Annotated in this window: 12 protein-coding genes; 2 read left to right on the top strand and 10 right to left on the bottom strand. The window is 72.9% G+C overall.

All coding sequences use genetic code 11. The features are described 5' to 3' along the window. From ACFFNX_RS27120 to ACFFNX_RS27110, 3 genes are all read right to left on the bottom strand, one after another. The coding region (locus ACFFNX_RS27120) for a hypothetical protein (RefSeq protein WP_446678525.1) at window positions 1-324 on the bottom strand (324 nt) is incomplete at its 3' end. After that, a complete protein-coding gene (gene phnC, locus ACFFNX_RS27115; protein WP_378208151.1) occupies window positions 324-1,115 on the bottom strand; it encodes a phosphonate ABC transporter ATP-binding protein in 792 nt (263 codons plus the stop codon). The genes ACFFNX_RS27120 and phnC, both read right to left, overlap by 1 nt. Beyond that, window positions 1,112-2,044, bottom strand: a complete 933-nt coding sequence (locus ACFFNX_RS27110; protein ID WP_378208148.1) for a phosphate/phosphite/phosphonate ABC transporter substrate-binding protein — start codon at window positions 2,042-2,044, stop codon at window positions 1,112-1,114. The genes phnC and ACFFNX_RS27110 overlap by 4 nt, the downstream gene beginning before the upstream one ends. A gap of 296 nt (window positions 2,045-2,340) precedes the next feature. On the opposite strand from ACFFNX_RS27110, the gene ACFFNX_RS27105 reads away from it, so the two are divergent. Beyond that, the gene (locus tag ACFFNX_RS27105) at window positions 2,341-2,880 is read left to right on the top strand and encodes an HD domain-containing protein (protein WP_378208146.1); all 540 of its coding nucleotides are present in this window, start codon (window positions 2,341-2,343) and stop codon (window positions 2,878-2,880) included. A 105-nt stretch (window positions 2,881-2,985) separates the two neighbouring features. On the opposite strand, the gene ACFFNX_RS27100 is transcribed toward ACFFNX_RS27105, so the two are convergent. From ACFFNX_RS27100 to ACFFNX_RS27080, 5 genes are all read right to left on the bottom strand, one after another. Further along, complete coding sequence (locus ACFFNX_RS27100) at window positions 2,986-4,194, bottom strand: alpha/beta hydrolase (protein WP_378208143.1); 1,209 nt, start codon at window positions 4,192-4,194, stop codon at window positions 2,986-2,988. After that, window positions 4,191-5,222: an alpha/beta hydrolase gene (locus tag ACFFNX_RS27095; RefSeq protein ID WP_378208140.1), complete on the bottom strand. Its 1,032-nt coding sequence runs from the start codon at window positions 5,220-5,222 to the stop codon at window positions 4,191-4,193. Before ACFFNX_RS27095 ends, ACFFNX_RS27100 begins: the two co-directional genes overlap by 4 nt. 162 nt (window positions 5,223-5,384) lie before the next feature. Further along, window positions 5,385-6,131 carry a serine hydrolase gene (locus ACFFNX_RS27090; protein ID WP_378208137.1) on the bottom strand — a complete coding sequence of 249 codons (747 nt, stop codon included), beginning with the start codon at window positions 6,129-6,131 and terminating at the stop codon, window positions 5,385-5,387. Next, window positions 6,128-7,546, bottom strand: coding sequence for a GntT/GntP/DsdX family permease (locus ACFFNX_RS27085; protein ID WP_378208134.1), 1,419 nt, complete (start codon window positions 7,544-7,546; stop codon window positions 6,128-6,130). The genes ACFFNX_RS27090 and ACFFNX_RS27085 overlap by 4 nt, the downstream gene beginning before the upstream one ends. A gap of 14 nt (window positions 7,547-7,560) precedes the next feature. Continuing rightward, window positions 7,561-9,129: an N-acyl-D-amino-acid deacylase family protein gene (locus ACFFNX_RS27080; RefSeq protein WP_378208131.1), complete on the bottom strand. Its 1,569-nt coding sequence runs from the start codon at window positions 9,127-9,129 to the stop codon at window positions 7,561-7,563. Between the two features lie 245 nt (window positions 9,130-9,374). Between ACFFNX_RS27080 and ACFFNX_RS27075 the strand changes: the two genes are divergently transcribed. After that, complete coding sequence (locus ACFFNX_RS27075; RefSeq protein ID WP_378208128.1) at window positions 9,375-10,178, top strand: FHA domain-containing protein; 804 nt, start codon at window positions 9,375-9,377, stop codon at window positions 10,176-10,178. Here the strand turns inward: ACFFNX_RS27075 and ACFFNX_RS27070 are convergent. Together ACFFNX_RS27070 and ACFFNX_RS27065 are read right to left on the bottom strand one after the other, a co-directional pair. Next, a complete protein-coding gene (locus ACFFNX_RS27070) occupies window positions 10,172-11,560 on the bottom strand; it encodes a serine/threonine-protein kinase (protein WP_378208126.1) in 1,389 nt (462 codons plus the stop codon). The two genes, ACFFNX_RS27075 and ACFFNX_RS27070, sit on opposite strands and share 7 nt — an antisense overlap. Continuing rightward, window positions 11,547-12,620: outer membrane protein assembly factor BamB family protein (locus ACFFNX_RS27065; RefSeq protein ID WP_378208123.1), on the bottom strand; the 1,074-nt coding region annotated here is incomplete at its 5' end. The genes ACFFNX_RS27070 and ACFFNX_RS27065, both read right to left, overlap by 14 nt.

The raw sequence follows: 12,620 nt of genomic DNA, 5'->3' as shown, positions 1-12,620 counted from the left end.
GGCGAGCGCCGCGGACCGTACCCACCGGCCCAGCGCGATGCCCGGCGCGGCGAGCACGCCGAGCACCGCCGCCAGCACGGTGGCGAGCGCCGTGCCCGCCACCGCCATCCAGACCGTCTCCAGGAGGTGCGAGAAGACGCTTCCCGCGTCGTTCAGCGTGGGCGGCCACGCCCGCCGGAGCAGGGAGGCCAGTTCGGGCAGGCCGGTGGCCTTCACCCCGAGCAGGGCCAGCGCCGCCACACCGAGGACGCCGAAGACCAGGGGGAAGCCCCAGGCCGCGGCGCGACGGGCGGTGATCGGCGGCCGTACCGGGACGACGGTCATCAGGCGTGCACCGATTCGGGCACGGTGCCGTACAGGCCGCGCAGCCGGCTCGTGTCGAGGGCGGACGTCGGCGCGTCGAGGACGACCGTGCCGTCCCGCAGCCCCACCACGCGCCGCGTCCAGCGCAGGGCGAGCTCCACCTGGTGCAGCGTGCACACGACGGTGAGGCCGTCCTCCCGGCAGACCCGGACGAGCAGGTCCATCACGGACGCGGCCGACTCCGGATCCAGCGAGGCCACCGGCTCGTCGGCGAGGACGAGCTCGGGCCGCTGCATGAGGGCACGGGCGATGGCCACCCGCTGCTGCTGGCCGCCGGAGAGGCTGGCGGTGCGCTGGTAGGCGCGGTCGGCCAGGCCGACGCGGTCCAGGTGTTCCAGCGCCTCCTGCCGGAGGGACCGCGGCCAGGTGACGATCCCGTAGCGGGGACCGCGCACCCGGCCCAGCGCCCCGGTGAGGACGTTCTCCAGCACGGTGAGCCGGCCGACGAGGTTGAACTGCTGGAAGACCACACCCACCCGGCGGCGCAGGGCGAGCAGCCGCCGGCCGCGCGCCGTCGCGACGTCCACGCCGAGTACGCGCACCTCGCCGGCGTCCGGCCGGGTCAGCCCGTTGAAGTGGCGCAACAGGGTCGACTTGCCCGACCCGGACGGGCCGAGGACGCCGACGATCTCCCCGCGGTTCACGGTGAGGTCGATCCGCGCGCAGGCGTGCACGTCGCCGAAGGACTTGGCCAGCCCACGCGTCGAGACCACGACGTCCGTGCCTTCGGTCCCCTCGCTTCGCCCGGTCATGCCTTGGCGCAGTTCTCGTTCTTGGTCGCGGCGCAGACCTTGCGGACGGTGTCGAACGTCGAGTCGCTGACCGGGGCGAAGCCCCAGATGGCGGCGTCGGAGGTCACCTGGCAATGGCCGGTGTCGGGACAGATGCCGAGCTGGACCATACGGTCCTTCTGCGCGTCCTTGGTGAAGACCTGGACCAGCCTGGACCTCACGTCGGCCGGCAGCGTGTCGCGCATCGCGACGGGGGACTGCGGGATCGGCGCCGACTTCCAGACGACGCGGACCTGACCGGGCTTCAGCTTGCCCTTGCCCGGCAGGATCGTGTCGACCATGGCGTTCTCGGCGAAGCCCGCGTCGCACTTGCCGGACGCCACCGACAGCACCGAGTTGTCGTGCCCGCCCGCCATGACGGGGGTCACGCCGGTCTTCGGGTCGATCCCCGCGCCCTGGAGAGCGGCGGTGGGGAACAGATAGCCCGAGGTCGAGCTGGGGTCGACGAAACAGACCTTCTTGCCCTTGAACCCGCTGATGTCGGTGATCGGGCTGTTCTTGGGGACGATGCCGTAGCTTTGATAAGTGGGCGGCTGGCCCTTCTCGACCATCGAGCCGATCGGCGTGATCTTCGCGCCGTTGTTCTTGGCGAGCACGTACGACAGGGGCCCGAACTCGGCGATGTCGATCTTGCCGGAGACCATCCCCTCGATGACCGCGTTGTAGTCGGTCGAGCGGACGAACCGCACCTTCTTCCCGGTGTCCTTCTCGATCAGCTTGATGATGTCGCCGTACTCGGCGGTGGGGTCGATGTTCTGCTCGGACGGCACCGCGGCATAGCGCAGCGTGCCGCCGTCGTCGCCCCCGGAGCTCCCGCTCGCCGAACCGCAGCCCGACGCCGCCAGGGCGATGGCACCCGCCAGCGCCGCGACCGTGACCTTCAGTCTCATGATCGTTCTCCTGCTCGCGTACTCGGATCGGTTGCCACGGTCGGCAGCACCGGTGTTTTGCGGGTCGGACTCTCCTTTCGGCGCACGAACCCGCGAGTGAACAGGGCGCGAACATGCGCTGGGAAGGGACGCTCGTCACCGCCTCGGACCTGCACGGCCACCACGCCGACACCGCGTCGTCACGTGCGCGAACGAGGTTGTCCGGCCGTAAGCGAACGTCGACCAGGAGGACCCCTGACCGCGAGGGAATCGAAAGGCACGCCCCTGTGGTCACCCCTTCCGGCGAAGGAGGACTCATGAACCGACTCAGCCGTGCCGAACTGGCCGCGTTGATCGAGGGCCTGGCCGACCTGCCGTACGGCGGGGAGGCGGTGGACCAGCGCACCCACGCCCTCCAGACGGCCGCGCACGCGGTGGAGGCGGGGGCCGACGACGAACTCGTCGTCGCGGCGGCCCTGCACGACATCGGCCGCGCGGGCGCCGTCGCCGTACGCCATCGGGGAATGCCGCACGAACACGCCGGGGCCGCGTTCGCCCGTGAGCGTCTGACGGAGCGGATCGCGTGGGCCATCGAGCAGCACGTTCCGGCCAAGCGCTATCTCGTGGCCGTGGACCCGGACTACCACGCGGGTCTCAGCCCGGTGTCGGTACGGTCACTGCGCGCTCAGGGCGGTCCCATGACGCCCGGCGAGGTCGCGGAGTTCGGCGCCCACCCGTGGGCGACCGACGCGATCGCCCTGCGCCGCTGGGACGACGCGGCGAAGGACCCGAGCGGGCCGGTACTGCCCCTGGACGACCTCCTCGACCGCTACGACCGCCTGTCGCCCGAGGCCTGAGACCGCCGGACCTCCGGTGAAGCGGGCGCCGTCAAAGCGAGGAGGTCCGCGTTCCCCGGGTGCCGAGGACCGGCCCGCCGTCGGGGATCGGTGGCCGATCCGTGCTCAGCGTTTCGCGACGCTGAGGGATCGGCCGCCGGGCCCGGAGACGGCGCTCGTCCCCGGGCCCGCCGGCCTGCCGGTGAAGGAACCGGTCGGTGTTCCGCCCGCCAGCCGGGCGCCGAGCCACTGCAGGGCCGGTGGCAGTTCGCGGCGCCACGTGCTGAAGTGGTGGCCGCCGAACGGAAGCGTGATGGAGGCGACGCGCATCGGCGGGCGGGCCAGGGCGAGGAACCGCCGGGTCTGCGCGTAGTCCTTCTCTCCCACGCGGCTGGTGGTCAGCAGGATGCTGACCGGCGGAGGAGGCAGGTGCCGAAGCCGCCAGAGCAGGTCGTTCTCGTCGCGGTACGCCTTGCTGTGGCCGTAGAGCTCGCCGGTGGTGAAGTCCTGGAGCGCGTGGTAGTAGCCCGCGAGGGAGACGCCGACCGAGTACCGGTCGGAGTGGCGCATCGCGAGCTTGGCCGCGCAGTAGCCCCCGGTGGAGTCGCCCATCGCGCCCCAGCCGGCCGCGCGGGTGGTGGTCCGGTACGCCGAGGCGAGTGCGGTCGGCACGTCCTGGGCGAAGAACGTCTCGGCCTGGGGGCCGTGCGGGACGTCGGTGCACTCGGTGTCGCGCGGCGGCGCGACCGTCGAGCGGAGCATGACGACGATCGCCGGTGGCATCCGCCCCGCGGCGATTTCCTGCGCGACCGTCTTCGGCAGCCCCAGGTGAGTGATCAGGTTCTGGGCGTCGCCCGGGTATCCGGTGAAGGCCACGATCACCGGAAAGCGCGTCCGGTTCGACCCCGCGAAGTACTGCGGCGGAAGGTAGACGAACGCGGGCTCGCTGATCAGCGTACGCGTCCCGTGGATGACGACGGAGTCGATGCGGCCCTGTCCGGCGGACATGCGGTACCGGGGAGCGGTCGGGTCCGGGGTGACCAGCGCGCTCTGGTTCGCGGCCGGGGTGTGCGTCGAGGGAACGCCGAGGTTCTGGGTCCTGGCGCCCACGCCGACGAGATCGCCCCACGAGCCGTAGAAGTCGAAGGAGGCGTTCACCAGGTCCAGCACGGCCAGGACCACGCAGAGCTGGCAGCCGAGGACGAGACCGAGCCGGGCCAGCACCTTCACGGGGCTGCCACCCGCCACACGAGGCGCGAGCCGTACCGTCGCGACGATCGCGATCAGCGCGACGATGACGACCGTGACCTGCAGGGGAACGCCGGTGAGCCTCACGACGAGCTCCCAGAGGTGAGATGGGCGCCGAGCCAGCGCAGCACGGTGGGCGGACTCTGCCAGGCGGTCGGGGGCAGCGCGTAGGCGTGCATCGGTGGCCGGGCCCCGGCGGCGAAGCCGTCGTCGGCGACCACGCCGACGCTGATCGGCGGGGGCGGCCGGTGCCGCAGCCGCCAGCGCGGGTCGTACTCGTCGCGGATGGCCCGGCTGCCGCCGTACAGGTCGCCGGCCGGAGGCGTGAGCGCGGCGGCGGTGAAGACGGCCGAGCCGAACCGGTCGGAGTGGCGCATCGCGAGGAGCGCCGCGCAGTACGCCGCCGACCCCTGCGCCCCGGCCACCGACCAGCCACTCGGCGTACCGCTCACGCGGTACGCCGCGCCGACGGCGGCGAGCAGGTCCTGGCTGAAGAACGTCTCGCCCTGCGCACGGCCGGGCGCGTCCACGCACCCGGGGCCGACCGGCGCGATGACGATCACCATCGGCCGTACGCGCCCGGCGGCGATCTCCTCCGCCGCCAGCATGGGAATGCGCTGCCGTACGATCGCGTCGCGTGCGGAGGCGAGGAACAGCGCGACGGGGAACCGCCGCTGCCGGTCGCTCGCGTACTGCGGCGGCACGTACACGTACACGTGGGCGGAGATCCCCGATCGCGCGCCGTGCACCGCGAGGGTGGTCAGCCGCCCGTCGCCGGCCGGCAGGCGGCGGGTGAGGGCGTTCTGCGACGGTGTCGCCGAGGGCGCGGCGACGGGGGAGGGGACGGGCCCGGGGTGCTTGTCGGCGATCCGCACCGCGCCCGCGTCCATCCCGAACAGGTCGCGCCAGGACGAGTAGAACTGCATGTTGGAGTTGATCAGTACGAGCAGGGCCAGCAGCAGAACGACCTGGCTGCCCACCAGCAGGCCCGTTCGTGCCGTCACCTGCGCGCGTCCGGTGCCGGAGTACCTCGGCAGAAACCATACGCAGGCGGCCACCGCGACCAGCGCGACGACCAGCAGCGATACGACGAAACCGGCCCCGGTCAGCCCCATCGGCGCACCCGCGGGCCGCGAGCCGCGTGGTCGTTCCCGCTGGGCGAGAAGGCACGTTCGGACATGCTCGGCTCCCCCTTTGGCGAATACGTGCCGCCACAGTAGGAGAGCGCGGGTCAGGGCATCCTCAGCGCTGAGTAAGGCCGCATTTACCTTGGCACGTCACGACCGGACGAGGGCGGCGAAGACCAGCCGGCCGCACTCGGCGATGAGGCCGGCGCCGTCGGCGATCCCCTCGGTCAGCGCCGCGACGACCACCGGCGGGCCGGCGGGCGGGTAGACGATACCGGCGTCGTGGCGCACGCCGGACAGCTCGCCGGTCTTGTGCGCGAGGCGGAACTCCGGCGGCAGGTGGCGCGGCAGCCGGTCGTTGAACTGCTGCGCCTCCAGCGCCTGTACCGCGAACGGGGAGTCCGCCAGCCGGGCCAGCACCGACGCGACGTCGGCGGCGCTGGTCAGGTTGTTCAGGCCGCGGGCACGTGCCTCCAGGTCCATCATGTGCCGGGCGAGCACCGTGGCGGTCAGGCCGTGACGCGCGCACCAGGCGTTGACCGCCTCCCGGCCGATCCGGTCGATGAGCACGTTCGTCGCCGTGTTGTCGCTGACGACGATCATGAGGGTGAGCAGGTCGCGGACGCTCATGTCGGCGACATCGGCCAGGTGGGCCAGCACGCCGGAACCCCCGGCCGCCGGTCGTACCGGGAGCCGCTCGTCGAACGGCGGCCCCGAGTCGAGCGCGGTGGCCAGGATCGGCAGCTTGATCAAGGACGCCGCGGTGAACGGGTGGTCCGGCGCGATCTCGATCGCCTCACCGCCGCCGCCGTCGAGCGGGCGGACGACGACGCCCGCCCGGCCGCCCGCCGCCTCGGCCTCCTCGACCAGCCCGGTCAGCGACTCGCCCAGATTCATGTCAGCACCAGGAAGAGCACGGTGAAGAGCGCCGTGTTGGTGACGATGATGGCCCAGCCGTTGAACAGCATCATGCGAAGGCTGGACGAACGCGCCAGGCCCATCTGCCCGATCATGTCGGCGCCCGGCAGCGGGCCCAGCTGGTCGATCTGGGAGACGCCGAGCAGCGCCACCGCCCACACGCCGGGCGCGATGCCGAGCGCGGCGCCGATCGGACCGAACAGCTTGTTGACCAGCACCACCTGGGCGACGGCGGCGCCCGGCACCGCGTGGAGGTAGCCGAGGAAGACGATGAGCATCAGGAACACCCACGGCCCGGCATGGGACAGCGTCGGCTTCAGGTCGGCGAAGACCGCGTCGAAGGCGCCGGTCTTCCCGATCAGCGTGAGCATCGGATCGAGCATCCAGAACAGCAGGAACAGCCAGATCAGCCGCGCCGCGCCGGTGTACATCGCGTCCAGGATCTTCTTGGGCGCCAGCCCACCGGCCAGCCCGGTCGCGACGGCGGTGACGACCATGACGACCAGGGCGTAGGAGTACGCGGCCTTCTCGACGATGCCGTAGACCGCCAGCGCGAGCAGCACGACCGCCAGGACCAGGGCGGCCCGGCGGGCGCCCGGACGGTCGGTCTCGGCCGAGGTGTCGGCCGCGTCGGCGGCGGTGTACTCCTGGTCGGTGTGGCGCTGGATCCAGTGCGCCATGAAGAAGCCCGTCACGATCGTCACGGCCGCGACCGGCAGGCCCGCGTGGAGCAGGTAGCCGCCGTAGCTCAGCCGCGTCGCCGCCATGATCGTCACCACGGGCGGGGTGAACGGGCCGGTCATCAGGCCCGCCGCGCCGGCCGCGTGCAGCATCGCCGCCACCGCCGGCGGACGCCAGCCGGTGCGCGCCGCGATCGGGATGATGATCGGCGCCAGGATCGCGTTCCCGCCCGCCAGCGTGCCCAGTGCGCCCACGATGATGAGCGAGGAGACCATGATGCCGATCTGGACGCGCGTGCGCGTGTTCAGCCCGATCCGGCCCATCACGAATCTGATCAGTGCCTGCGCCGCGCCCGTCTCCTGCGTGACCTGCCCGAGCGCCGAGCCCAGGAGGATGATCACGCCGATGACCGCGACCAGCGACCCGAGAGACGTCGCCATCTGGGCGCCGAGGGGGATCGGGCCGGTCCGCGTCATCACCGCGGCGACGATGAGCGCGCCGGCGGTCGCGAGCACCACGTCCACGCCGAGGAGCGCGAGCACCGCGTAGAGGAAGATCGGGATCAGGCCCCACAGCCCGGCCTCGCCCCCGGACGCGGCGATCACGATGCCGATCACCAGCGCGACCGCGAAGCCGCCGGTCGCGATCGCCGGCAGACGCCGGAGGCGCCGGTCCGGGGCCGCCTCGTTCTCCGCGGAGGTGGTCGTACTCATAGGGGGAGTGCTCCTCAGGGCCTGGGGCGCCGGAGTACGCGTCCGGGACGGTTTCCGGTGAGGGTCGCGTCACGCAGCGCCGCGGTGCCGTTCACGACGACGTGGCGTACGCCCGTCGCCAGGTTCCAGGGATCGTCGAAGGTGGAGGTGTCCAGGACGGTTCCGGGGTCCAGGACGACCAGGTCGGCGGCCAGCCCCTCGCGGATCCGGCCCCGGTCGGTCAGCCCGGCACGCGACGCGGGCAGCCAGGTCATCTTCCGTACGGCGTCGGCGAGCGTGAGCAGCCGCCCGTCGCCCGCGTACCGTCCGAGCACGCGCGCGAACGTGCCGAAGCTGCGCGGGTGCGGCCGGCCCGTACCGGAGGGGCGGAGGGTCCATCCGTCGCTGGCGACGCTGACGTGCGGATGCGCCAGCACGGTGCGCATGTCGTCCTCGGCCATCGCGTGGTTGACGATGCCGGCCGCGCCGCTGTGCGCGGCGAGGACCTCCAGGGCGGTCTCGGCCCCGCCCAGGCCGAGTTCGGCGCCGAGTTCGGCGAGGCTCCGCCCGACCCGGTCCGAGTACGGGCCCGGCGGCAGTTCCGCGAGGACGATGGCGTCGGGGTCGATCCGAGTCTCGGCGGCGATACGGCGCCGGACCTCGGTGTCCGCGAGGCGGTCCAGCAGCCGGTCCACGCCGCCGTCCAGCGCCCAGCCCGGCAGGCGCGAGGTCAGCGTCGTGGAGGAGGCGGTGTAGGGGTAGACGTCCGCGGTGACGTCGACGCCGTCCGCGCGGGCCTCGTCGATCAGCCGCAGCGCCTCGTGCACCTTCCCGTGGTTCTCGCGGCCCATCGCCTTGAGGTGGGAGATCTCCAGGCGTACGCCGGACTCGCGCGCCGTGGTCAGCGCCTCGGTGACGGCGTCGATCAGCCGGTCGGCCTCGTTGCGCATGTGGGTGGAGTACAGCAGGCCGAGCCGCGCGGCGGTCCGCGCCAGCTCGGTCACCTCCTGCGGCGGCGCGTAGGTCCCGGGGGCGTAGATGAGCCCGGTGGAGAAGCCCGCCACGCCCTCTTCGGCGGCCCGTTCGATCAGGCGGCACATCGCCGCGAGCTCGTCCGGCGACGCGGGCCGCTCGTCGTCGCCGATGACGGCGATGCGCAGGGCGTTCAATCCGACCTGGGCCACGAGGTTGACGGCCGGGGCGGTGCTCTCGACGGAGTCGGCGTACCCGCGGAAGCCGGTCCAGTCCCAGGCCAGTTCCTCGCGGCCCATGAACGCCGCCGTCCGGCGCAGCCGTTCGGGGTCCACGACCGGGAACGGGGAGAAGCCGCAGTTGCCGCCGACGAGCGTCGTGACGCCCTGGTAGAGGCAGGTGTCCGCGCCGGGGTGCGCCGGGAGGGAGAAGTCGGCGTGGGAGTGGAGATCGATGAAGCCGGGCGTCACCACCTGGCCGGTCGCGTCCAGTGTGTCGGCGCCGGACAGGACCCCGGGAGCCGCGACGGCGATGATCCGCCCGCCCTCGACGCCGATGTCGGCCGGCACGGCGGCCGCCCCGGTGCCGTCCAGCACGCTTCCACCGGCGATGACGAGGTCGAGTTCGGGCATCGTGCGGTACCAACCTCCGGTCTGGTCAGGCAGGAGGGGTGACCTCGCCGTCTTGCCTGCCCGAAAAGCTCATTTGGGGCAAACAGGTATTGAACGCTTCTACCAAGACGCCGGAGCGTCGTCAAGCCGGTCGCCCCGCCCGCCGGAGCCGGAACCGGTGCGGCTCGCGGATAATGATCATGGCTTTGACCTGCGTCGCCGTGCGTTCGGGACCCCTCCCGGGCGCCGGAGGCTAGCCTGATCCCATGACGATGGCGATGCCGCGACCGTCGAGTAAGGTCAACGTCCTGCCGCCGGATCTCGCCAGCCTCGCCCACGGGCTCCCGCCGGCCCGGCCGGGCACGCTGTTCGTCCGCGGGCTGTACGGCGGGATGAGCGTCGAGCCGGACGCCGGGTTCGAGCTTCGGTTCGGGCGGTGCGAGCCGGACGTCCACGTCTGCGTGGGCGCCGGCGACACGCGCGTCAGCCGCCGGCACGGCCGGATCACGCGCGAAGGATCGCGCTGGGTCCTGTACAACGTCGGCAGGCTGCCCATCCGGTTTCCCCGGGCGCGGCTGGTGGTCAGCGGGCAGCGGGAGGAGATCCCCGCCGGCTACTCACCGCTGTTCATCGTCGCGCCCGACCAGGAGCACCTGCTCGAGGTCCGCGTGGCGGCCAGGACCCCGCCGGCCCCGGGCGGCAGGTACGAGGCCGAGACCCGCCCGACCGCGTGGGACGTCGGCGACCGGGAGCACCTGGTCCTCGTCTGCCTCGCCCAGCGGTATCTGCGGCAGGATCCCGCCCCGCAGCCGCTGACCTGGGCCGAGGTCGAGGACGAGCTCCAGCGCCTGCAGCCGTGGAAGGGATGGACCTGGCGGCAGGCGGCCCACGAGGTCCGCAACGTACGCCTGCGGCTGAGCGCCAAGGGGGTGCGCGGCGTCCGGGAGGAGGACCTCCCACCGGGCTCGGGGAACGCCCTCAACCACAACCTCATCACCGAGCTGCTGGTCACGGCGACGCTCATCAAGGCGGACCTGGCCCTGCTCGACGAGCCCGGGGAGTCTCAGTAGACGCCGTCGGCGTGCCCCTCGGTGCCGATCCGGCCGTTGCCGGAGTACCCGCCGGCGTCGACGACGTTCCCGGAGATCGTGACGGTGTAGGACACCTTGCCCGGCGGGCAGCGGTACGCGAGCCTCCATGAGCTTCGCGGCGGCCAGAGCGGCAGAGTGATCGTCTTCCGCCAGGGCAGCCCGACGTTCCTCAGCGTGGCCGGCCGGTCGTTCACCGTGTAGGTGAGGGAGGTGAGCCGCACATCGCCGGTGACGGAGAAGACCAGCTCATAGCCGGCCTCGCTCGGCGTGATCGTCGGCGTGGCCGCCGATGTCGAGGTCGGCGTCGGCGGGGGATCGGCCGGGGACCTTCCGGAGCCGTACGACCGGGCGGCCACCAGCCCCACCCCGATCAGCGCGGCGGCCACACCCACGGCGCCGAGCCGACGGGCCGTGCGACGCCCCGGGCGTACGGCGTGGGGCCGCTCCCGTGGGGCGGGCGGGTTCTCCGCCTCGTTCCGGCGCTTGACGATCTCGGCCATGACCGGCGGCGGCAGCCGGAAGGAGCCGTCCGGTCCGTCGTCCTGGTGCGCCGAGGCCAGCTCCCGGCTCAGCCGTGCGGCGGTCGGGCGGCGGGACGGATCGGGGTCCATGCAGGAGGCGATCAGCTCCCGGAGACGATCGTCGGTGATGCCGTCCAGGCGCGGCGGCTCCTCCTGGATCCGCCGCATCTTCTCGTGCCACGGCCCCGCGCCGAACGGTTCGTCGCCCGTGGCCGCGTACGCCAACGTCGACCCGAGCGAGAACACGTCGCCGGCCGGGCCCACCGGGGCGCCGGCCACCTGCTCCGGCGACATGAACCCCGGTGAGCCGGTACGGCTGCCCGGGCGCGTGAGCGAGGCCGCGTCCACCGCGCGTGCGATGCCGAAGTCGATCACCCGGGGACCGTCGGCGGTGAGCAGGACGTTCGCCGGCTTCAGGTCCCGGTGCACGACACCCGCCCGGTGAATGGAGACGAGCGCCTCCGCGATCCCGCTCGCCAGCCGCCACACGGCGGCCGGCGGGAGGGGGCCCCAGAGCGCCACCGCGTCGCGTACCGACACCGACGGCAGGAACTCGCTCACCAGCCAGGGGATCCGGGCGCCGGGATCGGCGTCGATCACCGGAGCGGTGAACCCGCCGCCGACCGACCGCGCGACCTCCACCTCCCGGCGGAACCGGTCCCGGAACTCCCGGCTCCCGGCGAACTCGGCGTGCACCATCTTGACCGCCACGGTGCGCCCGCCGGCGGAGCGGCCGAGGTAGACGACGCCCATGCCGCCGGAGCCGATCCGCGCCAGGAGGTGGTACCGCCGGCCCGCCGTCTCGACCCGGCGCGGGTCGCCGGGCTCAAGGGCCTCCACGGGTTCCTCCGCTCCGGCTCGTGGCGCCGGCCGGTGGGACCAGCGCGCGGATGTATCCGTCCATGGTGGCGACGAAGACCAGCCCGCCGACGCTCACCGGCCGGATGCGCATCGGTCTCTCCGCGTCGTAGATCCACTGGAGGCGGCCGTCGGCGGCGCCCAGCGCGTACATCCTCCCGTCGGTGGACGCGACGTACAGCGTGCCGCCGGCGAGGCCGGGCGCGGTCGCCTGGCCGCGCGGGTCGTCCACGGCCCGCGTCGGCCGGTGCGACCACGCCACCTCGCCCGTCGTCGTCCTGAGCGCGAGCACGTCGCCGTAGCGCCCCTCGACGAACACGAGCCCGCCGCCGACCTGGCCGCTCCAGCTCTTGACGTCCGGCCTCCGCCAGGCCGGTGCTCCGGTGCCGGCGTGCACCGCGTGCAGGGTGCCGAACCGGTCGGAGGCGAAGGCCATGCCCTCACCGATGAGCTGATAGTCCCCGTAGTCCATCGGGTACGTCCACCGGGTCCGTCCCGTGCCGGCGTCGATTCCGGTCATGGCGGTGGACGACACGGCCACCACCAGGCCGTCCGCGCCGGAGATCCCGTACTTCCCGCTCACCTTCGAGGTCCATCGCGGCCGGCCGTCGCGTGCGTTCACCGCACTGACCCCGTCGGTGCCGACGCAGACCACCGGGCCCGTGACGGCCACGTCGTCGCCGAGGACCTGGTGGTAGTAGCCGGACGTCCACAGCGTCCGGCCGGAGGCGGCCCGAATCGCGGCGATCCGCGTGGCCTCGCTGGCCAGGACGTACGCGATGTCGCCGGCGCCCGTCGGAGAGAAGGAGTGGACGCGTTTCCACAGCACCTTGCCGGTGCGCGGATCCAGCCCGCGGACCGTCTCGCCGATCAGCGCCAGCAGGACGTCGTCGGTGGCGGCCAGCTCCACATGGTCGGCCCCCGTCCGCCGCTTCCACCGTTGGGCCGGCCGCGGCGGCGGTGCCGCCGGTGACCTCGGTGGGGCCGCCGCCGGCGTTCTGCGGCCGGTCCGCGGTCGCGGCCACCACAGGAGAGCGCCGAG

Source organism: Actinoallomurus acaciae, from assembly GCF_042429965.1.
In the GTDB taxonomy this organism is placed as follows: domain Bacteria; phylum Actinomycetota; class Actinomycetes; order Streptosporangiales; family Streptosporangiaceae; genus Actinoallomurus; species Actinoallomurus acaciae.
The sequence above is the reverse complement of the archived record's forward strand: the minus strand, read 5'-3'. Positions and strand labels throughout refer to the sequence as shown.

What these genes read in the sequence shown, in the direction of transcription:
- phnC (WP_378208151.1), bottom strand. Translation starts at nt 1,115, where the DNA reads ATGACCGGGCGAAGCGAGGGGACCGAAGGCACGGACGTCGTGGTCTCG.
- ACFFNX_RS27110 (WP_378208148.1), bottom strand. Translation starts at nt 2,044, where the DNA reads ATGAGACTGAAGGTCACGGTCGCGGCGCTGGCGGGTGCCATCGCCCTG.
- ACFFNX_RS27105 (WP_378208146.1), top strand. Translation starts at nt 2,341, where the DNA reads ATGAACCGACTCAGCCGTGCCGAACTGGCCGCGTTGATCGAGGGCCTG.
- ACFFNX_RS27095 (WP_378208140.1), bottom strand. Translation starts at nt 5,222, where the DNA reads ATGGGGCTGACCGGGGCCGGTTTCGTCGTATCGCTGCTGGTCGTCGCG.
- ACFFNX_RS27090 (WP_378208137.1), bottom strand. Translation starts at nt 6,131, where the DNA reads ATGAATCTGGGCGAGTCGCTGACCGGGCTGGTCGAGGAGGCCGAGGCG.
- ACFFNX_RS27085 (WP_378208134.1), bottom strand. Translation starts at nt 7,546, where the DNA reads ATGAGTACGACCACCTCCGCGGAGAACGAGGCGGCCCCGGACCGGCGC.
- ACFFNX_RS27080 (WP_378208131.1), bottom strand. Translation starts at nt 9,129, where the DNA reads ATGCCCGAACTCGACCTCGTCATCGCCGGTGGAAGCGTGCTGGACGGC.
- ACFFNX_RS27075 (WP_378208128.1), top strand. Translation starts at nt 9,375, where the DNA reads ATGACGATGGCGATGCCGCGACCGTCGAGTAAGGTCAACGTCCTGCCG.